This is a genomic window from Stenotrophomonas sp. K-6 (genome assembly GCF_056861555.1).
On sequence record NZ_JBSPUC010000002.1, the window covers coordinates 90,494 to 113,016 of the forward strand.

The following is a 22,523-nucleotide window of genomic DNA, read 5'->3' on the forward strand; positions in this document are numbered from 1 at the left end:
TGGACAGCGAGGCAGATGGGGGTGATCGCACGCTGTCGATCAGGAAATATCGTCGGGGTTCAGCGCGATCCGGCACTGGTCCTGCAGTCCTTTCGCCAGCTGCACGCCGATGTCGTCGGGCAGCTCCGATTCGATGTCGAGCGTGGCGATGAAGCGGGTGTAGGCCGGGCTGCCCAGGAACGCAGCCACCTCGGCGCGCTCGGTTTCACTCAGATCCGCGTTGGTCTTTTCGGCGATCGTCGATGGATTGGCAGCAGCGAAGGCCGAGGAGAGACTCTTGCCCCCGGGGGTCCCCAGGAAACGCGACCACTCCGCAATCACCTGGTCGCCGTCGTTGCCAAGGCCGGAGATCACCGAGCGACGGAACTGCGCGTCGAGCAGGCGCTTGATCGGCGCATGGGCGCACTGCCGATCGGTCTCGGGCAGCGCGTTGAGCGCGGGCACGTCGTCGACCATCAGCTTGGCCATGTCCGTGCCCAGCGTGCCCAGGCCCAGCGACTGGACCACCGCCTGCACCTGCGCATCCGTAGCCGGCGCGGCCTGGGCCACGCCGGTGAAGCACAACAGCGAGAGCAGCAGCGCGGGGCTGCGCATCACGCCTTGGCCTCGGCCATCAGGGTCACGAAACGGTCGAACAGCGGACCGACATCGTGCGGTCCCGGCGACGCTTCCGGGTGGCCCTGGAACGAGAACGCCGGCACATCGGTGCGGGCGATGCCCTGGTTGGTGCCGTCGAACAGCGAGCGGTGGGTCACGCGCAGGGTGGACGGCAGCGAGGCCTCATCGACCGCAAAACCATGGTTCTGCGAGGTGATCATGACGCGGCCACCGTCCAGGTCCTGGACCGGATGGTTGGCGCCGTGGTGGCCATGGCCCATCTTGACCGTCTTCGCACCGGAGGCCAGCGCCAGCAGCTGATGGCCCAGGCAGATGCCGAAGACCGGCACCTTCTTCTCGAGGAAGGTCTTGATCGCGGCGATGGCGTAGTCGCACGGTTCCGGATCGCCCGGGCCGTTGGACAGGAACACGCCGTCCGGGTTCATCGCCAGCACTTCGGCCGCCGGGGTCTGCGCCGGTACCACGGTCAGCTCACAGCCGCGTTCGGCCAACATGCGCAGGATGTTCAGCTTCGCGCCGAAGTCATAGGCCACCACCTTGAAGCGCGGTGCGGCGTTGACGAAGGCGTTGCTGTCCAGATCCAGCTGGCCCTCGCTCCAGGTGTAACGCTTGTCGGTGCTGACCACCTTGGCCAGATCCATGCCCTTCAGGCCAGGGAACTTACGCGCCGCTTCCAGCGCCGTCTCCACGTTCAGCCCTTCGCCGGCCATCAGCGCACCGTTCTGGGCGCCGCGCTCGCGCAGGATGCGGGTCAGCTTGCGGGTATCGATGCCGGAGATGGCCACCACGCCGCGCTGGATCAGCCAATCCTGCAGCGACACCTGGCTGCGCCAGTTGCTCGGGCGGCGCGGCACATCGCGCACGATCAGACCGGCCGACCACACCTTGGCCGCTTCATCGTCCTGGTCGGTCATGCCGGTGTTGCCGATATGCGGGTAGGTCAGCGTGACCATCTGCCGGGCGTAGGAAGGATCGGTCAACACTTCCTGATAACCGGTCATGGCGGTGTTGAACACCACCTCACCGACGGACAGGCCGGGCGCGCCTACGGATTCGCCCTCGAATACGGTGCCGTCTTCGAGGACGAGGATTGCGGCTTGGGTCACGGAAATCTCACTTTGGCTACCGAGGGGTCACCGAAGTCACGCCTGCGCTTCACGAAAAAGCGGCTGCAAAAAAGCGCGGACTGCGGTTCTGGACCGGTCCGGCTGTCGTGATTCGGCGAGCGGGAATTGTAAAGGGAAGCCGGGTGCGACGCCAGTATCCGCGTGCAATTGCCCTGTTCAGCCTGACAGAAGGCGCAGCGCCGGTTCAGGCGCGCGCCTTCCTGCCCATTCAGACGGCAGGCGGCGGCGTGGCCCCGTCCAGCAGATCACGGACCCGGTAACTGCCCGGCGCACGGCCCGGCAATTGGCTGGCCGCAAACAGGGCCCCACGGGCAAAGATGTCCCGGTTGGTCGCACGGTGGGTCAGCTCGATACGCTCGCCCAGGCCAGTGAACTGGACCAGGTGCTCGCCAACGATGTCGCCCGCACGGAGGCTGGCGTAGTGCGGCTGCGCCCCACCCTTCTCCGCCGCCGCGCCCAGCGTGAGGGCCGTGCCGGAGGGCGCGTCCTTCTTCTGGGTGTGGTGGGATTCGACGATGTCGCAGTCCCAGCCGGCCAGCGCCGCTGCCGCCCGCTCGACCAGTTCATCCAGCACCGCCACGCCGAGGCTGAAGTTGGAAGCCCAGACCAGCGGAATCCGGCCCGCGGCCTGGATCAGCGCCTGGCGCTGCGCCTCGCTGATGCCGGTGGTACCCGACACGAAACCCGCGCCCCGCTCCACACACAGTGCCAATACCCGGTCGAAGCCCTCGGGCAGGCTGAAATCAATGGCGACATCGAATTGGGGGGCACCGGCCAGCTCACTGCTGGCGAAATGCGGCACGCCCTCAACCACGCGCTGGGCGGGTGAGCGGCGGTTCACGGCAGCGACAACCTGCAGGGCGGGGCTGTCAGCGGCAAGCCGGAGCAGCGCCTGGCCCATGCGGCCGGAGGCACCGTGGATGAGCAAACGTAGGGGAGAGGTAGTCATGCCTGCAGGCTAGCGGGTGGTGGCGCGGCTGCACAAGCGGTTTTGGTACGGCTCAGTGCTGCTTTGGCGGGCTCGGCCCGCAACTGTCGCATCCACCACACGCCCCGCCGCCACCGGTGACCGGTGGCGCGATCTTCCGGCCCAGCGCCTGCAACCAGGCGGCGCGCTGCGGCTTCACCAGCCCCAGCGCGATCGCCCCGCGCAGCCTGCGCACGGTGCCCGGGAACTGCTTCTTCATCACCACCCACGCGCTGACCACCACGGCCAGCGCGATCACGGCGTACTGCAGCAGCAGCCCGGTCTCCATCAGCCGCCGCCCAGGGCCACGGTCACCTGGTAGGTGATCAGCGAGGCGATGTAGGCAGCCGCGAACAGGTAAAACGTGGCAAAGCCCATCTGCTTCCACGAGTTGGTCTCACGTTTGATCGTGGCCAGCGTGGAGATGCACATCGGGGCGTAGATGTACCAGACCAGCAGCGACAGCGCGGTGGCCAGCGACCAGCCATCGCTGATCAGCGGGGTCAGCGCCTGGCTGGCGGCGTCGTCATCGGCGGCGGACAGCGCATACACGGTGGCCAGCGAGGCCACCGCCACTTCACGCGCGGCCAGACCCGGGATCAGCGCGATGCAGATCTGCCAGTTGAAGCCCAGCGGCGCGAAGAACACGGCCATGGCGTGACCGATCTGCCCGGCGAAGCTGTAGTCGATCGCCGGCATGGTCGCGTTCTCGGGGGCGCCCGGGAAGGACAGCAGGAACCACAGCAGGATGGTCAGCGCCAGGATGATGCCGCCGACGCGCTTGAGGAAGATCATGCCGCGCTCGTACAGCCCGACCGCCAGATCGCGCGGGTGCGGAATGCGGTAGGACGGCAATTCCAGCATCAGCGGGTGCTCGCTCTTGTCGCGGCGCCATTTCTTCATGGTCCAGGACATCAGCAGCGCGCTGAGGATGCCGGCGGCATACAGGCCGAACAGCACCAGGCCCTGCTGGTTGAACACGCCCCAGATCTGCTTCTGCGGGATGAAAGCGCCGATCAGCAGCGCGTACACCGGCAGGCGCGCCGAACAGGTCATCAGCGGCGCGACCAGAATGGTGGCAAGCCGGTCGCGCGGGTCCTGGATGCTGCGGGTGGACATGATGCCCGGCACCGCGCAGGCGAAGCTGGACAGCAGCGGGATGAAGGAACGCCCGGACAGACCGGCCGCGGCCATCATGCGGTCCAGCAGGAAGGCGGCACGCGGCAGGTAGCCAGACTCCTCCAGGGCCAGGATGAAGGCGAACAGGATCAGGATCTGCGGCAGGAAAATGATCACCCCGCCGACGCCGGCGATGATGCCGTCGGTCAGCAGGCTGTTGAGTGGGCCTTCCGGCAACGCGCCACCCACCCACTCACCGAGCGCACCGGTGCCGGCCTCGATCAGGTCCATGACCGGCGTCGCCCAGGCGTAGACGGCCTGGAAGATCAGGAACATCACCACGGCCAGGGTCAGCAGCCCGAACACCGGGTGCAGCAGCCAGCGGTCCAGCGCGTCATCGATCTTGGCCGTGCGCGTGGGCATGCTCACCGCGCTGCCAAGAATGTCGCGCACCCGGGCGTGGTAGTCGGTCTCGGCAGCGGGCACCGCCACCGGGGCCTGCAGGTGCGGCACCATCGCATCCAGGCGCTCGACCAGCTTGGCCGCGCCGTTGCGGCGCACCGCCACGGTTTCCACCACGGGCACGCCCAGCGCCTGTTCCAGCGCGGGCACATCGATCTTGATGCCGCGGCGCTCTGCCGCATCCACCATGTTCAGCGCCACGATCATCGGCTTGCCCAGCTCGCGCAGTTCCAGCGCGAAGCGCAGGTGCAGGCGCAGGTTGGTCGCATCGATCACGCACAACAGCACGTCCGGCGCGGCCTCGCCCGGGTAGAAGCCCCGGCACAGGTCGCGGGTGATCGCCTCGTCCAGGCTGGCCGGCTGCAGGCTGTAGGCGCCCGGCAGATCCAGCACGGCGAACTCACGGCCGGACGGCGCGCGCAGGCGACCCTCTTTACGCTCGACGGTCACGCCGGTGTAGTTGGCTACCTTCTGGCGGCTGCCGGTGAGCTGGTTGAACAGCGCGGTCTTGCCGCTGTTGGGGTTGCCCACCAGGGCGATGCGCAGCGCGTTGGTCACAGCGCTCATGCGCGGGCCTCCTGGGCCGTCAGCGCGGTCACCACGATGCGGGCCGCCTCACTGCGGCGCAGCGCGAAGCGCGTGAACCCGACCTGCACCAGCAGCGGCTCGGCGCCCACTGGACCACGGGCTACCAGACGCACCTCTTCCCCTTTGACGAAGCCAAGCTCCTTCAGTCGGCGGGCGATCGCATCGTTTGCGTGTAGTTCCTGCACGGACTCCACCAGGGCGGAGTCGTACAGCGCCAGATCGGACAACGTCACGGAGCGCCTTCTCGATGATAGGAATGGTTATCAATTCTACCATCGCCGCGCCGCGTCATTGCCCGTGACCGATGGCCCGCTATGATCTGTACATGTTATGGAGCAAGCCGACCCATGAGTGATGCACTACGGATTGAACGCAGCGCCTCGGTACTGACCCTGTGGTTGAACCGCCCCGCTCTGCACAACGCCTTCGACGCCTCGTTGATCGCCCAGCTCACCGCCGCCCTGGAGGCCGCCGGGCGCGATGACCACGTCCGCGCGGTGGTGCTGGCCGGCGAAGGCGCCTCGTTCTCGGCGGGCGCGGACATGCAGTGGATGCGCGGCATGGCGGCCGCCAGCGAGGAGGACAACCGCCAGGACTCGCTCGCTCTGGCCCGCCTGATGCGGACCCTGGACGAGCTGCCCAAGCCGACCATCGCCCGCGTGCAGGGTGCCGCGTTCGGTGGCGGGGTCGGTCTGGTGGCCTGCTGCGACATCGCCATCGCCAGCACCAGCGCCCGCTTCGGCCTGACCGAAAGCCGCCTGGGCCTGCTCCCAGCGGTTATTTCACCGTACGTGATCGACGCGATCGGCCCGCGCCAGGCCCGCCGCTGGTTCGCTACCGGAGAGCATTTCGACGCCGAGACCGCGCTGCGCATCGGCCTGGTCCACCAGCTGATCGAGCCCGAACGCATCGACGAGGCTGTGCAGCGCCAGCTGGGCCTGCTCGACAAGGCCGGGCCGGTGGCCTCGTCCTCGGCCAAGGATCTGGTCCGGCGCGTGGCGCTGGGTCGCGACCGCGACGCCACCGACCGCGACAACGCGGCACTGATCGCCCGCCTGCGGGTCTCGGCCGAAGGCCAGGAGGGCCTCGGCGCCTTCCTCGACAAGCGGTCCCCCCATTGGGTCACCCAGGACTGAGGAGAGAGGTCATGCTCGACCATGTGGGCATCCGCTGCGCCGATTTTCCGCGCAGCCTGGCGTTCTTCCAGCAGGCCCTGGCCCCGCTGGGCATCTCGGTGGTGATGCAGGTATCGGCCGCCCAGACCGGCGACCATGACCATGCTGGCTTCGGCCGTACCGGCAAGCCGGACTTCTGGATCGGCAACGCCCCGGGCGCCCATGGCGGCGTGCACATCGCCTTCAGCGCCGCCAGCCGGGCCGACGTGGATGCCTTTCACCGCGCCGCACTGGCAGCGGGGGGCACCGACAACGGTGCCCCCGGCATTCGCGAGCATTACCACCCGAACTATTACGGGGCGTTCGTACTCGACCCGGATGGCAACAACATCGAGGTGGTCTGCCACCACCCGGGCTGACCGCCCACCGCTGCAGGGATGGCCGCTTTGCCGCCCATCCCGCGTATCCCCCTTTCGTGGCCCGCCGGGGACCGTGGGCCGCCTTTCGTCTGACAGGACTCTCCGTGATCTCTACCCCACCCCGCCCCCTGCTGGTCGTCCGCTGCTCCGTTCGTGGAGCGCTGGCACATGGATGATTTCGTCCGCATCGTCGAGGTCGGCCCGCGCGACGGGCTGCAGAACGAGGCCCAGCCGGTCGCCACCGCCGACAAGATCGAGCTGATCCGCCAGCTTTCGCTCACCGGCCTGCGCACCATCGAAGCCACCAGCTTCGTCAGCCCGCGCTGGGTGCCGCAGCTGGCCGATGCCGCCGAGGTCTACACCGGCATCACCCGTGTGCCGGGCATCGCCTACCCGGTACTGGTGCCGAACGAACAGGGTTACGACCGTGCGCTTGCGGTGGGAGTGCAGGAAGTGGCGGTGTTCACCGCCGCCTCTGAGACCTTCAACCGCACCAACACCAACGCCGGCATCGACGAATCGCTGGCGCGCTTCGCGCCGATTCTGAAACGCGCCAAGGCCGATGGCGTCAAGGTACGTGGCTATGTGTCCACCGTGCTCGGCTGCCCCTATCAGGGCGACGTCGCGGTGAGCGAGGTGGTCCGCGTCGCCCGCGCGCTGCATGAGATGGGCTGTTACGAAATCTCGCTCGGCGACACCATCGGCGTCGGCACGCCACGCAAAGCGCGCGCGATGCTCAAGGCCGTCGCCAGCGAGCTGCCGATGGCCGCGCTGGCCGTGCATTTCCACGACACCTATGGCCAGGCACTGGCCAACATCGATGCCTGTCTGGAAGAAGGTGTGCGCGTGGTCGATTCGGCCGTCTCCGGTGCCGGCGGCTGCCCGTACGCCAAGGGTGCCAGCGGCAACGTCGCCAGCGAAGATGTGGTCTACATGCTGCACGGCATCGGCATGCGTACCGGCATCGACCTGCCCGCGCTGGCCACCACCGGGCGCTGGCTGGCCGCACGCCTGGGACGCGAGACCGGCAGCAAAACCGGCAAGGCCCTGGCGGCGACATGAAACAGGGCGGCCCGCGCAAGGACGCTGCGGTCGGTGATCACCTCACCGCCCACGTCCACGCGCTGGCCGCCCTGGATCGCGCACTGGCACGCTCGCCCGGCGAGCTGCATGGCCTGCTGGAAGAGGTCCAGCAGGCGCTGCAGGAAGCCATGGATGAGCGCCAGCTGGCGCTGCGCCGGTACGCTGCCCTGTTCGACGCCGTGCCCGACCCGGTCAGCATCCTGAGCGAAGATGGCGTGGTGCTGGATCTCAACAAGGCGGGGGTGCGCGCGTACGGCCGCCCGCGCGAGGAGATCATCGGCCAGCCGATCGAGCTGTTGAACCCGGACCTGCCGAACGATCATCTGGATCCGGTCTGGGAGGCACTGCGCCAGGGCGAAACCTACGTCATTGAAGTCACCAACATGCGCGGCGATGGCAGCCGCTTCCCGGTCGAAGTGCATTCGGCCGGCTTCGAGCACCAGGGCGAGCACTGCATCGTGGCCGTGGCCCGTGACCTGAGCAGTCGCTGGCAGGCCGAGTCCCGCTACCGGCTGTTGATGGAGTCGATCGACAAGGGCGTGATCCTGTTCGACCGTCAGTTGCGGGTCGTGTCCGCCAACCCGGCCGCGCACCGCATTCTCGGCACGGCCGGCAATGGGGGCAGCCTGCAGGCGATGCTGGCGCCGGAAGACTGGATCAGTGTGGACGAGCACGGCCACCCGCTCACCCGCGAACAGTGGCCGGCCGCCGTCTCGCTGCAGACCGGCCGCATCGTGCGCAGCACCATCGTCGGGCTGTACCACCGCCCGCGTGGCCGGATGATCTGGATCTCCACCACCAACGTGCCGGTGTACGGCAATGGGCGCGATGCACCGGACCACGTGTTCGGCTTGTTCAGCGACATCACCGAACTCAAGCGCAACAACACCCTCTTCGACCGCGCGCAGTCGCTGGCGCACATCGGTGGTTGGGAATGGGATCGCGGCCTGCAACGCCTGTACCTGACCGACGAGGCGACCCGCATCCTTGGCCAGGAGCTGCCGATGCGCGACATGGCCGAGCTGCTGGAATGCCTGCGCCTGGATGACCGCGCGCAGCTGCAGCAGGCACTGCTGGAGGTGATCGACAAGCAGGTCTCCTTCGAGCTGGAGCTGCAGGGCCAGCGCAGCGATGGTCACTCGTTCTGGGTGCGGATGATCGGCGAGGCCGAGGCCGGCGATGTCGATGCCGCGCGAATTGCCGGCACGGTGCAGGACATCACCGCGCGCAAGCAGGCCGAGGAGACGCTGCGCATCCAGGCGCGCACCGATCCCCTGACCGGCATCATGAACCGCGATGCGGTGCTCAACGACCTGGCCACGCGCATGGCCAACCCGACGCACTGCCGGGTCGCGGTGCTGTACATCGATCTGGACCGGTTCAAGACCGTCAACGACCTGCTCGGTCATAACGCCGGCGACGAGCTGCTGATCGATGCCACCCGCCGCATCGCCACGGCAATCGGTACCGAGGGGCTGCTGGCCCGTTTTGGCGGCGACGAGTTCCTGGTGATCTGCGATACCCGCGACCAGGCCGACCAGCCCGAGCGGCTGGCTGCTGCGATCACCCGCGCCTTCAGTACCCCATTCCGTTTCGGTGCCGACGAATTCCCGGTGACCACCAGCATCGGCATTGCGCGGGCCCCGCAGGACGGTCTGCGCCCGCAGCAGCTGATCCAGAACGCGGACATCGCGATGTACGACTGCAAGCGGCGCACCCGCAACGGCTGGCAGGTGTTCTCCCCCGAGCTGGCCCAGCGCCAGCATGACCGCCTGCAGATCGAAAGCCGCCTGCACCGCGCGCTGGACGATGATGAGTTCCATCTGGTCTACCAGCCCCAGGTCAACCTGCACAGCGGCCAGCTGGTCGCGGCCGAGGCCTTGATCCGCTGGCGCAACACGCAGCTGGGCGAGCTGCGTCCGGATATCTTCATCGCCCATGCCGAAAGCACCGGCGACATCGTCCGGATCGGCCTGTGGGTGCTGCGCGAGGCCTGCCGTCAGGTGCGCCAGTGGCAGGACGAGGGACTGGGCATCGTACGGGTGGCGGTGAATGTGTCCTACCGGCAATTCGTCGGCGAAGACCTGGCCCGGCATGTGCGCGCCGTGCTGGACGAATTCCACCTGCCCGGCAGCGCGCTGGAACTGGAGTTCACCGAGCGGGTGCTGATCGAGGACGCCCCGGACACCCTGCAGACCTTTGCCCGGCTGCGCGAGATGGGTGTACTGCTCACCATCGACGACTTCGGCGAAGGCTACAGCGCGCTGAACTACCTGCGACGGCTGCCGATCCACGGGCTCAAACTGAGCCAGCTGTTCGTGGAGGGCGTGCCGGGCAACCGTTCGGACGTGGCGGTCTGCGAGGCCGTCTGCGGGATTGCCCGCAGCCTGGGGCTGGGGCTGGTCGCCGAGGGCGTGGAATCGGAGTCGCAGCGACAGTTCCTGCAGACGCTGGGGGTCTCTGTCGGCCAAGGCTTCCTGTTCGCGCCGGGGCTGGCACCGGATGAGTTCGCCCGCCGCCTCGCCCTGCACGCGAAGGTCGCGGTGGGCAGTGCACAACGGTGATCGCGGCCGCTTCCGTTAGAATCGGCGGTTCTTGAACCAGCGGGATCGTGCAATGCAGCTGTCTTCTGTCCGCGCCGTCATCACCGGCGGTGTCTCCGGCCTCGGCCTGTCCGTGGCCCAGCACCTGGTCGCCAACGGCGCCAAGGTGGCCCTGTTCGATCTCAATGACGACAAGGGCGCGGCCGCCGTGGCCGAGCTGGGTGAGGTCAATGCACGTTACTACCGCACCAACGTCAGCGATGAAGCCGCCGTCGCCGCGCAGATCGATGCCGCCTGCGACTTCCTGGGCGGGCTGAACACCGCGATCAACTGCGCCGGCATTCTCGGCGCCGGCCGCGTGCTCGGCAAAGAAGCACCGATGCCGCTGGCCAACTTCCAGGGCACGGTGATGGTCAACCTGGTCGGCAGCTTCAACGTCGCCAAGGCTGCCGCCAACCGCATGCAGCACAACACCCCCGGTGACGACGGCGAGCGCGGCGTGATCATCAACACGGCCAGCGTGGCCGCCTACGAGGGCCAGATCGGCCAAGCCGCGTATGCCGCCTCCAAGGGCGGCGTGGTCAGCATGACCCTGCCGATGGCCCGCGAACTGTCGCGCTTCGGCATCCGCGTGATGACCATCGCCCCGGGCATCTTCTGGACCCCGATGGTGGATGGCATGCCGCCGGCCGTGCAGGAATCGCTGGCCGCCTCGATCCCGTTCCCGCCCCGCCTGGGCAAGCCGGAGGATTTCGCCGGCCTGGTCGCCTATATCCTGGGCAACACCTACCTCAACGGCGAGACCATCCGCCTTGACGGCGCCGTGCGTCTGGCGCCGAAGTAAGCGAGCACGCAACCCGATGGGTGCCCGGTTCCGGCACCCGCCACCTCCACGAACCGACCTTCATTCCCATGAAAGCCAGCGACATCAAGAAAGGCAACGTCGTCGAATTCAACAACGGCGTCTACCAGATCCGCGACATCGAACGCAGCTCCCCGCAGGGCCGCGGCGGCAATGTCCGCTTCCGTTTCATCATGTACAGCGTGCCCGGCGGCAACAAGCTTGATTCCAGCTTCGATGCCGACGACAACCTGCCGGAAGTCGAGCTGCTGCGCCGCCAGGCGACCTATTCGTACATGGATGGCGACGCTTTCGTCTTCCTCGATGACGAGGACTACACCCCGTACATGGTCGATGCGGACGTGCTCGGCGATGATGCCGGCTACATCACCGATGGCCTGACCGGCATCTATGTGCAGGTGATCGACGAAACCCCGGTGGGCGTGCAGTTGCCGACCAGCGTGGTGCTGGAAGTCGTCGAGACGCCGCCGGAGCTCAAGGGCGGCACCGCCACCAAGCGCCCGAAGCCGGCCAAGCTCAACACCGGCATCGAGATCATGGTGCCGGAGTACATCGCCAACGGCGAACGCGTACTGGTCAACACCACCACCGGTGAATTCGCCGGCCGTGCCGACTAAGCGGTCCGTACTGATCGTCCTGCTCCTGCTGCTCGCGGCGTGCTCGCCGCGGGCAGTGGAGAGTGAGACGCTGGATGCGTCGGCCACGGATGCGATCTCCGACAGCAGCGACGGCGATGCCCGCTGCGAAGTTCCCGCGCAGGTGTTCGTGGCCGAGGACATCCGCATGTACTGCGCAATGCCCGGCGACGTGCAGGCCTTCCTGACGCGCGAAAGCGCCTGCCAGCACTTTGCTGGCGAAGAAGCGTACGACGAAGACCGTGCGCGCGAATTGGCCTATGCGATCCACGAGTACTGCGACGACCGCGCCGGGCTGTTCAATGCGCTTCTGCGGCGTCATGCCGACAACTGCCTGGTGCACACCGAGCTGATGCTGCTGGGCACCCGCAACGAACTCGTGCTTGATGCCGACAGTCGGGCGCTGCCCAACCCGTGCCCGCGCGGCATGTAACGGCTCACCGGACGCGCACGCGCGCATCCGGTGTCTTCAACTGGATCAGGGCTTGGCCGCCAACGATGGCGCGCCGGCGAAATCACCACAGCCGTGGTACTGGCGCGCGCCGACGGTGAGCATGGCCGTGGCACCGAAGGCCTGGCCGCTCATGTCGTCCTGGCACACCGTGCGCTGGAAGGTCAGCTTGACCGGCGTGCCATCGGCCGCAGTGCCGGACCAGCCGTCTCGGCCCTGCGTGGGGCTGGCAATCTCGAGCGTGCGCTCGCCGTAGTCCATTTCGATGTGCAGCGCCGGCGAGGCACCCGCCGCTACCTGGGCCAGCCAGCCCGGCTCGTTGCCGGTCGCACGGAAGCCGCCTGCAGCATCAGCTGCATCAGCCGTGGCGTTGGCCGGCGGTGCTTCGCCGCCCTGCTCGCCGGTGCCGGTGCAAGTGCGTTCCGGCTCGCCGTTGAGGATCAGGCTGCCTTCGGTGGTGCCCTTGGTCCAGAACTCATTGCCCTGACCATCGCCGTACTTCGCGCCGGACGCTGCAGGCTGCGAAGACATCGGGAAGGTACGGTCGCCCACCACTACTGTTGCCGAATCCTGACCGCGGTAGGTCGCATGCACCTCCAGCTCGCCACAGCGGAACGCATACGCGCGCTCTTCGGCGGTGGACGCATCGATCGGCGGGGGCGCTTCACCGCCATCGGCGGCGGGGCCGCTCTGACTGGCCGGCTGGCAGGCGGCGAGTGCGCCGGTAATGGCCAGACTCAACAACCAGGGAGATGCGCGCATGAGGGACTCCTTGCGATTACGTCAACAACACGTGATCGTACCTGCCGCGCCGTGAGAGCAGGTGAAGCAACGCTGACCTTCCGGGCATCGCTGAACACGCGGTTCAGTGCGCTGCGCCCCGTCCTTCGTCCTCTCGCGCCAGCGCACGCATGCGCGCGCCAAGCCGTGCCAGGTTGCTGTCGATCAGGGCCAGTTCGTGTTGCTGTGCCTGTGGCAGGCGGTGTTTGAGCTGTGTCTGCAACGCCTGCCAGGCCGGCACACCCCGGGCGCTGAGCTGCGCCGCCGCCGCGCTGGCCTGCACCCGCTCGTCCGCCGAAGGCAGCCCGTAGCCGCCCCCCTGCACAAGCGCGGCCGGACTGATCAGCTGGCCGGTGTCTTCCAGCAGTGCGCGCAGCGCGTCGCGCGCCGTGCCATCGGCGTTGCCCGGATCGCCCAGCAGCCGTTTCAGCACATCGCGCGCACGCAGTTCCTCTCGGCGCAGTGCTGCCTGTTCCAGCAACAGCAGTGCGGCCGTCGCGCGCAGATCGCCCTGCTCTACCCAGCGTGCCCGCTCGCTGGCCGGTTGCCGCAACCAGTTGCCGACGTCTGCCGTGCCAAGTGGCAGCTGCTGGCGCGCCGCATCGAACAGCTGCTGGTAGTGATCTTCGGCAGAGGCAAAGTAATAGCCCTGTCGCGTCGCCTGCCCGCGATCGGCCAGCACGCTGGCATCCGCCACGCCCAAGCGTTCCAGACGGGACAGCAGCCCGCGCGGCGTGAGCCGGTTCAACCCGGGCGATGCCAGGCGTGGCACGCCTTCCTGCAGCAGCTTCCCGGTCTCTACCGCGCAGTTGTTGCTGACGAACAGATAGCGGCCGTCATAGCTCCAATGCACCTGCGCGACACGCTCCAGCAGGCTGGCGATGTCCGGCGCATCCAGCGCCAGCGGGACCGATGAGAGCCCACGCAGTTCCACCTGGGTGTATTCGTTGATGACCTGGTTGAGCGGCAGCACGAACAATCGGGAGGGATAGGAGCCGGTCAGCCCGCGCCAGCTGGATATCTGCACATCACCCACGAAGGCGCGGTAGGACAGCACGCGATGATGGGACAGGTCCATCCGGCAGGCCGGCCCGCGTGGTCGCCCCGGCGCGCAGATCACCAGCCGCAGCATGCTGTGGCCCCAGCGGCTCATCAGCTGGTCGTTGCCTTCGGCGAGCAGGTAGTCGACCGCGTAGACCCGGGCCGGATCCAGCTCGAGCAGGGTCGCGGCACCGGCCTCTTCTTCGGCCTGCATCAACGGCAGGCGGGCATCGCAGTCGGGTGTGCGCCCAGTAGCGCCCAGGTGCTCGGTAAACCACGCAGCGACGGCCGGCCGGCGGCAGGCGTAATCGGGATCGAGCAGCAGGTGCTCGGCATTGACCGCCAGGAACTCCGCCGGGCTTGCGCGCTCGTAGGCATCCGGGCTACGGCCACTGAACGCGTTGCCGGTGCGGCCCAGCTTCCACGGCCGGCGCTGCCAGCCGGCCAGATCGCGCCACCGCCCATCGCGCGACCAGCCCCCTTGCGGCGAGCGGTCCAGCACATGGGTCAGTTCATGGATCAGCGCTGCTTCGAGTGGCTGCGGCAGCGGCTGACCCTCCTGCACGGTGTCCAGCAACGCGCGCTGCAGGGTGATGCTGCCGTTGCGGGCACGGCCATGCACATGCGATGGCAATGAATCCGACCAACGGACCTGCACCGGCCGCTGGAAGCGCGCCTGCCACGCGTCAGGAATACGCGTGGTCACCTGCTGCAGAACGCGCTCGGCGGCCACGATCTGCGCTGCGCTCAATCCCTGCGGCTGCACCTCCAGCTGCAGCGCCGCATGTGCGAACGGCGCGGCGAACCACGCGATCAGGACCGCCCAGCGCCAGCGGCGGACCTGATCGACTGCGTGCATCAGCGGGCCAGCAGGGTCCTGGCCAGTGCCATGTCACTGGCCTGCTGCTGTGCCACGCTCTGCTCGCGCAGGTGCAGCAGCGCCGCCTCCAGGCGTGCACCGCGGATCGCGCCGTCGCTGGCCACGAAGGCTGCGGCGTCATCGCGCGCATCGAGCACGATCTTGTCATCGCCCGAGCTGGACGAACCGGCCGACGACGCGCCAGAGGCGGAACCGGCAGAGCTGCCGGCAAAACTGGAGGCCATCGCCGACAACGGCAGGGCGAGCACGGCAAGAAGCAGGATCGGACGCATCATCAGGGTGTTGTTCACGGTGGAAAGGACAGAGCGTATAGGCTGCGTGAAACGCTGTCTTGCCTCAGAGGTCGAACACCTTGCCGGGATTCAGCAGCGCTTGGGGATCAAACGCACGTTTGACCGCCTTCATCAGTGCGATTTCCGGCGCGCTGCGCGTGCTGTCCAGGTAGCCCTTCTTGACCAGACCGATCCCGTGTTCAGCCGAGATGCTGCCGTCAAAACGGGCCAGCACACCGGCCAGCAGTCTGGTGACGTGCTCGCACTGGGTCAGGAACTCCGCATCGGCGGTATCGTCCGGCTTGAGCACGTTGATGTGCAGGTTGCCGTCGCCGATGTGGCCGAACCAGACCACCTCGAACTGCGGGTACGCCTGCCCTATCAGCGCCTGGGTTTCGGCAAGGAAGGCCGGCATCGCCGAGATCCGCACCGAAACATCGTTCTTGTAGGGCTTGTAGCGCGCCACCGCTTCGGTGATGCCCTCGCGCAGCCGCCACAGCTGCGTGGCCTGCGCATCGCTCTGGCTGACCACGCCATCGCTGACCCATCCATGCTCCATGCAATCTTCGAACGCCGCCATGGCGGCTGCTTCCTGCACCTCATCGCCGGCCGCGAATTCGGTGACCACGTAATACGGATGAACCTCGTCGAACGGTGCCTGCGCGCCATGCGCCAGCACATGTTCAAGCGCGCGGTCGGTGAAGAATTCGAACGCCTGCAGCTGCAACCGCTCGCGGAACGCGGCGAACACCTGCATCAGCACCTCGAACGAGGGCAGCGCCAGCAGCATCACGTTGCTGGCCGGCGGCGGATCGGTGAGCTTCAAGGTGGCTTCGACGATCACGCCGAGCGTGCCTTCCGAGCCGATCAGCAGCTGGCGGAAGTCATAGCCGCTGGAATTCTTGATCAGGCCCTTGTTGAGCTCGACCAGTTCACCGGCCATGGTCACCACCTTAAGGCCGGCGATCCACTCGCGGGTGTTGCCGTAACGGATCACGCGGATGCCACCGGCATTGGTGGCGATGTTGCCGCCGATCGAACACGAACCGCGCGCGGCGAAATCCACCGGATAGATCAGGCCGTGTTCGAGTGCGGTGTTGTGCACCGCTTCCAGTGCCATACCGGCCTGCACGGTCAGCGTGCGGTCGACCGCATCGAAGGCCAGCGGCTTGTTCATCCGCTCCAGGCTGAGCACCAGCTCGCCGTGCGCGGCCACCGCACCGCCGGAGAGGCCGGTACGCCCACCGGAAGGCACCACGGCCACGCTCTGGGCGGTCGCCCAGCGCAGGATCGCCTGGACGTCCTCGACTGTGCCCGGCAAAGCGATCGCCAGCGGCGCCGGGGTCCAGCGCCGGGTCCAGTCGCGGCCGTAGTGCTCCAGATCGGCTGGATCGGTCTTCAGGCGCAGCCCGGGGCAAGCGAGCAACAGCGAATCGAGGCGCGGATCGGTCATTGGGCGTCTGGCGGTGCCGGGGGAGCCCGCAAGCCTGCCAGCCGCTACCGGCCGCGTCCAGTAGCAGGCGCGCCTGTGACGGCCACACGCACTCACGAAAATAGGTGCATCTGAAACCGTTCGGACGTTGATTGGCGCACCGCACCATCGCCGCCCGCTTCTGGCATAGTTGGGGGCTCCACCGCCATACGTCGCACGCCGCCCATGTCGCCGAAGAAGACCTCGTTCCCGAAGCAGGATATCCGCGTACTGTTGCTCGAGGGGGTCAGCCAGACCGCGATCGACGTGTTCACCGCGGCCGGCTATTCGCAGATCGAACTGCACAGCAAGGCGCTGCCGGAAGACGAGTTGAAAGCCCGCATCGCCGAAGCCCACATCGTCGGCATCCGCTCGCGCACGCAGCTCAGCGCCGACGTGCTGGCCAACGCCAAGCGCCTGATGGCGGTCGGCTGCTTCTGCATCGGTACCAACCAGGTCGACCTGGAGGCAGCGGAACTTGCCGGCATCCCGGTGTTCAACGCGCCCTACTCCAACACCCGCAGCGTGGCCGAGCTGGTGATCGCAGAAGCGATCATGCTGACCCGCGGCATCCCGCAGAAGAACGCCGAATGCCATCGCGGCGGCTGGTCCAAGTCGGCCGCCGGCAGCCATGAGGTGCGCGGCAAGACGCTGGGCATCATCGGGTATGGCCACATCGGCACCCAGGTCGGCGTGATGGCCGAAGCGATGGGCATGCAGGTGATCTTCCACGATGTGGAAACCAAGCTGTCGCTGGGCAATGCCCGCGCGGCGATCAGCCTGGATGACCTGCTGTCGCGCGCCGATATCGTGACCGTGCATGTGCCGGAAACCCCCGCCACGCAATGGATGATCGGTGCCGATGAACTGGCCCGGATGCGCCCCGGCGCGCACCTGATCAACGCCGCACGCGGCACCGTGGTCGACATCGACGCCCTGGATGCAGCACTGCGTTCGGGCCACCTGGGCGGTGCGGCGCTGGACGTGTTCCCGGTCGAGCCCAAGGGCAACGGCGATGCGTTCGTATCACCGCTGACCGCGCACGACAACGTGATCCTGACCCCGCACGTGGGCGGCAGCACACTGGAAGCACAGGACAACATCGGTGTGGAAGTGGCGGCCAAACTCGTGCGCTACAGCGACAACGGCAGCACCCTGTCGGCGGTCAACTTCCCGGAAGTGACGCTGCCCGAGCACGCCGAGAGCCTGCGCCTGCTGCACATCCACCAGAACGTGCCGGGCGTGCTCTCCAAGGTCAACGAGATCTTCTCGCGCCACAACGTCAACATCGACGGCCAGTTCCTGCGCACCGACCCAAAGGTGGGTTACGTGGTGATCGACATCACCGCCAGCGAAGCCCAGGCCGGCGCCGTGCGCGACGAACTGGCCGCCATCCCGGGCACGCTGCGCACTCGCGTGCTTTATTGAATCACCGCGCCAGCCAGCGCTTGGCCATGCGCGGCAACGAGTCATCTCCATCGGGGCTCTCGATCGCCGCGTTGGCCACGTCACGGATCTCGCGCCACGCCAGGGCCAGCGATTCTTCACTGATCGCGAACTGCTCGCTGCCCAGCGCCCGCACCACGTAGCGGGCGTCGTAGTGCCAATGGCCTGGCACTTCTTTGCGTTCGGGGATCCAGTGCTTGTCGATGTCGAACAGTTCGCCATCTTCCAGCACCAGCGCGGTCAGCCCGGATTCTTCCTCGGCCTCCTTGAGCGCGACCTGGGCCAGATCACGCTGGCCATCGGCGTGCCCACCCAGTTGCAGCCAGCGGCCCAGCTTGCGGTGGTGGGTCAGCAGCACGCGTTGCCCGTCGGCGCTGACCAGCCACGCGCTGCCGGTGAAATGCCCGGCCAGGCGCTCGCGCAGGAACGGGTTCTCGGGAGCGTCCAGCACTGTGCTGAATTCGTCAGCCAATGCCGCGTGCGCGGGGTGCCGGCGGGCGTAATCGTCAAGCTGACTGCGCAGGGCAGCGTCAGGAACGGCAACGGATTCAGGGTTCAGCGACATGGCAGGTGCAGGCATCGTGCGGATTTGGCCGATTATCGCTCGACCATGCTGCATTTGTGCTTGTACAGCGGCTTCAGCTTTGGCTAAGGTACAGCGGGCCCCGCACCGCTGGGGCGCCCAGTCGCCATCAGGGCGTGCGGCAATGTACCGCGCGCCTCACCTTTGTTCATTTTAGGGAAGCACTGCATGCTGAAGTCTCTGTTGAGGGTCAAACCGGTCGCACCGGCACCGCACGTCGATGCCGGCGAGCCCATCGAAGGCAGCCTGGACGGCGAGCCCACACTGAAACGGACCCTCACAGCGAAACACCTCATCCTGCTCGGCATTGGTGCGGTGATTGGTGCAGGCATCTTCGTGTTGACCGGCCAGGCCGCGGCCAACCATGCCGGTCCTGCCGTCATGCTCTCGTTCGTGTTTGCCGGTTTCGCCTGCGCACTGGCCGGCCTGTGCTACGCCGAATTCGCGGCGATGATGCCGGTCTCCGGCAGCGCCTACTCGTACTCCTACGCCACCCTCGGCGAAGGCATGGCCTGGTTCATCGGCTGGTGTCTGGTGCTGGAGTATCTCTTCGCCTCGGCCTCGGTCGCGGTGGGTTGGTCGGCGTACCTGATCAGCTTCATCACCACCACGCTGAACATGCCGTTCCCCGATGCGCTCAGCGCCGCGCCCATTGCCTGGACCGGCCATGAGTTCATCGCCTCCGGCAAGCTGTTCAACCTGCCGGCGGTACTGATCGTGGCGGCCGTCTCCGGCCTGCTGTATGTCGGTGTGACCCAGTCGGCGTTCGTCAACGCGATCATCGTCGCGATCAAGGTCACCGTGATCTGCCTGTTCATCGGCTTTGGTGCGGCACACCTGGATCCGGCCAACTGGACCCCGTTCATTCCGGAAAACACCGGCGTTCCCGGCGAGTTCGGCTGGAGCGGCGTGTTCCGTGCAGCGACCATCGTGTTCTTCGCCTACATCGGCTTCGATGCGGTCTCCACCGCCGCCGGTGAAACCAAGGACCCGCAGCGCAACATGCCGATCGGCCTGCTCGGGTCGCTGGCGGTGTGCACCATCGTTTACATCATCGTCTGCGCCGTGCTCACCGGCATGATGCCGTACCACCTGCTGGGCACCGACAAGCCGGTCGCCACCGCGCTGGAGCCCTATCCGACGCTGTCCTGGCTGAAGACCGCCGTGGAAATCGGTGCGATCGCCGGCCTGTCCTCGGTGGTGCTGGTGATGATGATGGGCCAGACCCGCATCGCCTACACGATCTCCCGCGACGGCCTGCTGCCGAAGATCTTCGGCAAGGTGCACAAGCGCTTCCGTACCCCGTACTGGAGCACGATCGTCGTCGGTGCCATCGCCGCCACCCTGGCTGGCACCGTGCCGCTGAACGTGCTCGGCGAGCTGGTCTCGATGGGCACCCTGCTCGCCTTCGCCACGGTCTGCATCGGCGTGCTGATCCTGCGTTACACCCGTCCGGAGCTGGAGCGCCCGTTCCGCGTACCGTTGGTGTGGGTGATCTGCCCACTGGGCGCGCTGGCCTGTCTGTTCCTGTTCTACCAGGCGTTCGTGGTGCATTGGCATCTGTTCGTGGCCTGGACCCTGCTGGGCCTGTGCATCTACTTCGGCTACGGCATCCGCCACAGCAAGCTGAACAAGAAGAACGCCTGAGTGCTGCCGGGCCGGCCCAGTGCCGGCCCGGTCGTTTGATACGTCGCGCCTGAGAAGAAAAACCAAACCATGTTCAAGCAACTGTGGGCCACCAAGCATCCGCACGCCGCCCATGAAGACGCCAACGGCCTGAGCCTGCGCCGTACCCTCGGCCCCTGGGGCCTGACCGCGCTGGGCATCGGCGCGGTGATCGGCGGCGGCATCTTCGTGATCACCGGCCAGGCCGCGGCCAACCACGCCGGCCCGGCGATCATGCTGTCGTTCGTGCTGGCCGCGATCTGCTGCGCGTTCTGCGCGATGGCCTATGCCGAGTTCGCGGCGATGGTCCCGGTCTCCGGCAGTGCCTACACCTATACCTATGCCACGTTCGGCGAGCTCTCGGCCTGGTTCATCGGCTGGATGCTGGTGCTGGAATACGGCGTGTCCGCCTCGGCCGTGGCGGTCAGCTGGACCGGCTATTTCCTGAGCCTGCTCAGCCATTTCGATATCCACCTACCGGCGGCGCTGGTCAGTGCGCCACTGGATGGCCAGCTGCGCCCGACCGGCGCCATCGCCAACATTCCGGCCGCCGTGCTGGTGCTGCTGCTGACCTGGCTGTGCTACGTGGGCATCAGCAAGTCCTCCGCGATGAACATGGCGATGGTGGTGCTCAAGACCGCACTGATCCTGCTGGTGATCGTGGTGGGCTGGAAGTATGTGGACCCGGCCAACTGGACGCCGTTCATTCCGGACAACGAAGGCCCGGGCAAGTACGGCTTCGACGGCGTGCTGCGCGGCGCAGCGATGGTGTTCTTCGCCTATATCGGTTTCGAGGCGGTCTCGGTCGCGGCGCAGGAATCGCACAAGCCGCAGCGCGACATGCCCATCGGCATGCTGCTCTCGCTGGTGATCTGCACCGTGCTGTACATCGCCATGGCGGCAGTGATGACCGGGCTGGTGCCGTACCAGCTGCTGGGCACGGACGAGCCGGTGGTGACCGCGGTAGCGGCGCATCCGCAGCTGGGCTGGTTGCGCGTGGTCGTGGAGATCGGCGCGCTGATCGGGCTGTCCTCGGTGGTGCTGGTGATGGTGATCGCGCAGCCGCGCATCTTCATGATCATGGGCCGCGACGGCCTGCTGCCGCCGCTGTTCACCAAAATCCACCCGAAGTACCGCACCCCCCACATCAACACCGTGATCACCGGCATCGGCATCGCGCTGCTGGCGGCGGTGTTCCCGCTCGACGTTCTCGGTGAGCTGACCTCGATGGGCACGCTGATCGCGTTCGCGGCGGTCTGCGCGGGCGTACTGATCCTGCGCCGCACCCAACCGGACCTGCCGCGTCCGTTCCGGATGCCGATGGCATGGCTGATCTGCAGCCTGGGCGTGCTCAGCTGCATCGCGCTGCTGACGGCGATGACGGCCCACAACTGGATGCTGATGGGCTTCTGGACGCTGGGCGGTTTCGCGATCTACTTCTGTTATGGCTACCGCCACAGCCGCTTGCGCGGGAAGTAAGGTCTGCGTCTCAGATCAAGAGCAGAAGACTCGGCTCTGCTGCTGACCTAGGTTTGGCGGGGTGGTGAGGGTTCGCGGGGGACGCCGTGAATCCATCCCTGGAGACATAAGCCTACAAGGACGTACTTGCGGCGCCCCCCGCAAACCCCACCCCGTCCGGCCAAGCATAGAACCTGCTTTTAGCCGTTGACCTAGCTAAAATGACCGGCATGAGCACCCCCACCTTCCCGTACGACACCGCGCGCCTGAGCGAACTGGCCCAGCTGCTGATCGACAACGTCCGCGAGCTGGCCCACGCCGGCTGGACCCCGGCCACCAGCAGCAACTTCTCCCACCGCCTGGATGACCGCCACGCGGCGATCACCGTGTCCGGCAAGGACAAGGGCCGGCTGGTGGAGGACGACATCATGGTGGTGGATTTCGACGGCCAGGCCGTCGGCCGCCCGCTGCGCCCCTCCGCCGAGACGCTGCTGCACACCCAGCTGTACCGCCGGTTCCCGGAGATCGGCTGCGTGCTGCACACCCATTCGCCGGTGCAGACCATCGCCTCGCGCCTGTATGCGCCGCAGGGCCATATCCGCCTGGAGGGTTATGAGCTGCTCAAGGCCTTCCACGGCAACAGCACCCACGAGATGGCGGTCGATGTGCCGGTGTTCGCCAACACCCAGGACATGGACGTGCTCTCGGCACAGGTCGATGCCCTGCTCGACACCCAGCCGCTGTGGGGCTATCTGATCGACGGCCACGGCCTGTACGCATGGGGCCGCACCATGGCCGAGGCGCGCCGCCACATGGAAGCCTTCGAGTTCCTGCTCCACTGTGAGCTGGAACTGCGCAAGCTGCGCGGCTGATCACGCTCAGATTCCTGAAGAGAATCTGTATTCCGCGCATCGGCATCAGTGCGTCGCCCCCACTCC

General features: G+C 67.1%; 22 protein-coding genes. 11 read left to right on the forward strand and 11 right to left on the reverse strand.

The window, feature by feature from the left end; all coding sequences use genetic code 11:
- Positions 1–39 precede the first annotated feature (39 nt).
- From AC13F7_RS05760 to AC13F7_RS05785, 6 genes are all read right to left on the reverse strand, one after another.
- Positions 40–597 carry a hypothetical protein gene (locus AC13F7_RS05760; RefSeq protein WP_482999540.1) on the reverse strand — a complete coding sequence of 186 codons (558 nt, stop codon included), beginning with the start codon at positions 595–597 and terminating at the stop codon, positions 40–42.
- Positions 594–1,724, reverse strand: coding sequence for a glutamine-hydrolyzing carbamoyl-phosphate synthase small subunit (gene carA / locus AC13F7_RS05765; protein WP_481468222.1), 1,131 nt, complete (start codon positions 1,722–1,724; stop codon positions 594–596). Before carA ends, AC13F7_RS05760 begins: the two co-directional genes overlap by 4 nt.
- Positions 1,725–1,953: 229 nt before the next feature.
- The gene (dapB, locus tag AC13F7_RS05770) at positions 1,954–2,694 is read right to left on the reverse strand and encodes a 4-hydroxy-tetrahydrodipicolinate reductase (protein ID WP_482999541.1); all 741 of its coding nucleotides are present in this window, start codon (positions 2,692–2,694) and stop codon (positions 1,954–1,956) included.
- Between the two features lie 52 nt (positions 2,695–2,746).
- Complete coding sequence (locus AC13F7_RS05775) at positions 2,747–3,001, reverse strand: DUF6587 family protein (RefSeq protein ID WP_482999542.1); 255 nt, start codon at positions 2,999–3,001, stop codon at positions 2,747–2,749.
- Entirely contained in the window at positions 3,001–4,860 is a 1,860-nt protein-coding gene (gene feoB / locus AC13F7_RS05780; protein ID WP_481468226.1) for a ferrous iron transporter B, read from the reverse strand. Before feoB ends, AC13F7_RS05775 begins: the two co-directional genes overlap by 1 nt.
- Positions 4,857–5,114 carry a FeoA family protein gene (locus tag AC13F7_RS05785; protein WP_481468228.1) on the reverse strand — a complete coding sequence of 86 codons (258 nt, stop codon included), beginning with the start codon at positions 5,112–5,114 and terminating at the stop codon, positions 4,857–4,859. Before AC13F7_RS05785 ends, feoB begins: the two co-directional genes overlap by 4 nt.
- Before the next feature lie 114 nt (positions 5,115–5,228).
- Between AC13F7_RS05785 and AC13F7_RS05790 the strand changes: the two genes are divergently transcribed.
- The 7 genes from AC13F7_RS05790 to AC13F7_RS05820 all read left to right on the forward strand — a co-directional run bounded on the left by AC13F7_RS05790 (position 5,229) and on the right by AC13F7_RS05820 (position 11,971).
- Positions 5,229–6,017, forward strand: coding sequence for an enoyl-CoA hydratase-related protein (locus AC13F7_RS05790; RefSeq protein ID WP_259260981.1), 789 nt, complete (start codon positions 5,229–5,231; stop codon positions 6,015–6,017).
- A gap of 11 nt (positions 6,018–6,028) precedes the next feature.
- Complete coding sequence (locus AC13F7_RS05795) at positions 6,029–6,415, forward strand: VOC family protein (protein WP_481468230.1); 387 nt, start codon at positions 6,029–6,031, stop codon at positions 6,413–6,415.
- 168 nt (positions 6,416–6,583) lie between these two features.
- Complete coding sequence (locus AC13F7_RS05800; RefSeq protein ID WP_482999543.1) at positions 6,584–7,477, forward strand: hydroxymethylglutaryl-CoA lyase; 894 nt, start codon at positions 6,584–6,586, stop codon at positions 7,475–7,477.
- The gene (locus tag AC13F7_RS05805; protein ID WP_482999544.1) at positions 7,474–10,062 is read left to right on the forward strand and encodes a sensor domain-containing protein; all 2,589 of its coding nucleotides are present in this window, start codon (positions 7,474–7,476) and stop codon (positions 10,060–10,062) included. Before AC13F7_RS05800 ends, AC13F7_RS05805 begins: the two co-directional genes overlap by 4 nt.
- Before the next feature lie 52 nt (positions 10,063–10,114).
- The gene (locus AC13F7_RS05810) at positions 10,115–10,885 is read left to right on the forward strand and encodes an SDR family NAD(P)-dependent oxidoreductase (RefSeq protein ID WP_482999545.1); all 771 of its coding nucleotides are present in this window, start codon (positions 10,115–10,117) and stop codon (positions 10,883–10,885) included.
- Between the two features lie 68 nt (positions 10,886–10,953).
- Positions 10,954–11,520: an elongation factor P-like protein YeiP gene (yeiP, locus tag AC13F7_RS05815; RefSeq protein ID WP_019182972.1), complete on the forward strand. Its 567-nt coding sequence runs from the start codon at positions 10,954–10,956 to the stop codon at positions 11,518–11,520.
- Entirely contained in the window at positions 11,495–11,971 is a 477-nt protein-coding gene (locus AC13F7_RS05820; protein ID WP_482999546.1) for a hypothetical protein, read from the forward strand. The genes yeiP and AC13F7_RS05820 overlap by 26 nt, the downstream gene beginning before the upstream one ends.
- 45 nt (positions 11,972–12,016) lie before the next feature.
- Here the strand turns inward: AC13F7_RS05820 and AC13F7_RS05825 are convergent, their stop codons facing one another.
- The 4 genes from AC13F7_RS05825 to AC13F7_RS05840 all read right to left on the reverse strand — a co-directional run bounded on the left by AC13F7_RS05825 (position 12,017) and on the right by AC13F7_RS05840 (position 16,415).
- Positions 12,017–12,751, reverse strand: a complete 735-nt coding sequence (locus AC13F7_RS05825; RefSeq protein ID WP_482999547.1) for an MliC family protein — start codon at positions 12,749–12,751, stop codon at positions 12,017–12,019.
- Between the two features lie 103 nt (positions 12,752–12,854).
- Complete coding sequence (locus tag AC13F7_RS05830; protein ID WP_482999548.1) at positions 12,855–14,669, reverse strand: DUF7844 domain-containing protein; 1,815 nt, start codon at positions 14,667–14,669, stop codon at positions 12,855–12,857.
- Entirely contained in the window at positions 14,669–14,965 is a 297-nt protein-coding gene (locus tag AC13F7_RS05835) for a DUF2388 domain-containing protein (RefSeq protein WP_293982950.1), read from the reverse strand. The genes AC13F7_RS05830 and AC13F7_RS05835 overlap by 1 nt, the downstream gene beginning before the upstream one ends.
- A 61-nt stretch (positions 14,966–15,026) precedes the next feature.
- The gene (locus AC13F7_RS05840; protein ID WP_482999549.1) at positions 15,027–16,415 is read right to left on the reverse strand and encodes an FAD-binding oxidoreductase; all 1,389 of its coding nucleotides are present in this window, start codon (positions 16,413–16,415) and stop codon (positions 15,027–15,029) included.
- Between the two features lie 204 nt (positions 16,416–16,619).
- Here AC13F7_RS05840 and serA point away from each other — a divergent pair, with 204 nt between their 5' ends.
- The gene (serA, locus tag AC13F7_RS05845; protein WP_481468248.1) at positions 16,620–17,861 is read left to right on the forward strand and encodes a phosphoglycerate dehydrogenase; all 1,242 of its coding nucleotides are present in this window, start codon (positions 16,620–16,622) and stop codon (positions 17,859–17,861) included.
- A 1-nt stretch (position 17,862) separates the two neighbouring features.
- Here the strand turns inward: serA and AC13F7_RS05850 are convergent, their stop codons facing one another.
- Positions 17,863–18,444 carry an NUDIX hydrolase gene (locus AC13F7_RS05850; RefSeq protein ID WP_482999550.1) on the reverse strand — a complete coding sequence of 194 codons (582 nt, stop codon included), beginning with the start codon at positions 18,442–18,444 and terminating at the stop codon, positions 17,863–17,865.
- A 186-nt stretch (positions 18,445–18,630) separates the two neighbouring features.
- Here AC13F7_RS05850 and AC13F7_RS05855 point away from each other — a divergent pair, with 186 nt between their 5' ends.
- The 3 genes from AC13F7_RS05855 to AC13F7_RS05865 all read left to right on the forward strand — a co-directional run bounded on the left by AC13F7_RS05855 (position 18,631) and on the right by AC13F7_RS05865 (position 22,457).
- Positions 18,631–20,109, forward strand: a complete 1,479-nt coding sequence (locus AC13F7_RS05855; protein ID WP_482999551.1) for an amino acid permease — start codon at positions 18,631–18,633, stop codon at positions 20,107–20,109.
- A 69-nt stretch (positions 20,110–20,178) separates the two neighbouring features.
- Positions 20,179–21,606 (forward strand): amino acid permease, encoded by a 1,428-nt coding sequence (locus AC13F7_RS05860; protein WP_482999552.1) that lies wholly within the window; start codon positions 20,179–20,181, stop codon positions 21,604–21,606.
- Between the two features lie 209 nt (positions 21,607–21,815).
- The gene (locus AC13F7_RS05865) at positions 21,816–22,457 is read left to right on the forward strand and encodes a methylthioribulose 1-phosphate dehydratase (protein ID WP_346468395.1); all 642 of its coding nucleotides are present in this window, start codon (positions 21,816–21,818) and stop codon (positions 22,455–22,457) included.
- Positions 22,458–22,523: the final 66 nt, after the last annotated feature.

Coding starts and splice junctions, on each gene's coding strand:
- dapB (WP_482999541.1), bottom strand. CDS start 2,694: ATGACTACCTCTCCCCTACGTTTGCTCATCCACGGTGCCTCCGGCCGC.
- AC13F7_RS05775 (WP_482999542.1), bottom strand. CDS start 3,001: ATGGAGACCGGGCTGCTGCTGCAGTACGCCGTGATCGCGCTGGCCGTG.
- feoB (WP_481468226.1), bottom strand. CDS start 4,860: ATGAGCGCTGTGACCAACGCGCTGCGCATCGCCCTGGTGGGCAACCCC.
- AC13F7_RS05790 (WP_259260981.1), top strand. CDS start 5,229: ATGAGTGATGCACTACGGATTGAACGCAGCGCCTCGGTACTGACCCTG.
- AC13F7_RS05795 (WP_481468230.1), top strand. CDS start 6,029: ATGCTCGACCATGTGGGCATCCGCTGCGCCGATTTTCCGCGCAGCCTG.
- AC13F7_RS05800 (WP_482999543.1), top strand. CDS start 6,584: ATGGATGATTTCGTCCGCATCGTCGAGGTCGGCCCGCGCGACGGGCTG.
- AC13F7_RS05805 (WP_482999544.1), top strand. CDS start 7,474: ATGAAACAGGGCGGCCCGCGCAAGGACGCTGCGGTCGGTGATCACCTC.
- AC13F7_RS05810 (WP_482999545.1), top strand. CDS start 10,115: ATGCAGCTGTCTTCTGTCCGCGCCGTCATCACCGGCGGTGTCTCCGGC.
- yeiP (WP_019182972.1), top strand. CDS start 10,954: ATGAAAGCCAGCGACATCAAGAAAGGCAACGTCGTCGAATTCAACAAC.
- AC13F7_RS05825 (WP_482999547.1), bottom strand. CDS start 12,751: ATGCGCGCATCTCCCTGGTTGTTGAGTCTGGCCATTACCGGCGCACTC.
- AC13F7_RS05830 (WP_482999548.1), bottom strand. CDS start 14,669: ATGCACGCAGTCGATCAGGTCCGCCGCTGGCGCTGGGCGGTCCTGATC.
- AC13F7_RS05835 (WP_293982950.1), bottom strand. CDS start 14,965: ATGATGCGTCCGATCCTGCTTCTTGCCGTGCTCGCCCTGCCGTTGTCG.
- AC13F7_RS05840 (WP_482999549.1), bottom strand. CDS start 16,415: ATGACCGATCCGCGCCTCGATTCGCTGTTGCTCGCTTGCCCCGGGCTG.
- serA (WP_481468248.1), top strand. CDS start 16,620: ATGTCGCCGAAGAAGACCTCGTTCCCGAAGCAGGATATCCGCGTACTG.
- AC13F7_RS05850 (WP_482999550.1), bottom strand. CDS start 18,444: ATGTCGCTGAACCCTGAATCCGTTGCCGTTCCTGACGCTGCCCTGCGC.
- AC13F7_RS05855 (WP_482999551.1), top strand. CDS start 18,631: ATGCTGAAGTCTCTGTTGAGGGTCAAACCGGTCGCACCGGCACCGCAC.
- AC13F7_RS05860 (WP_482999552.1), top strand. CDS start 20,179: ATGTTCAAGCAACTGTGGGCCACCAAGCATCCGCACGCCGCCCATGAA.
- AC13F7_RS05865 (WP_346468395.1), top strand. CDS start 21,816: ATGAGCACCCCCACCTTCCCGTACGACACCGCGCGCCTGAGCGAACTG.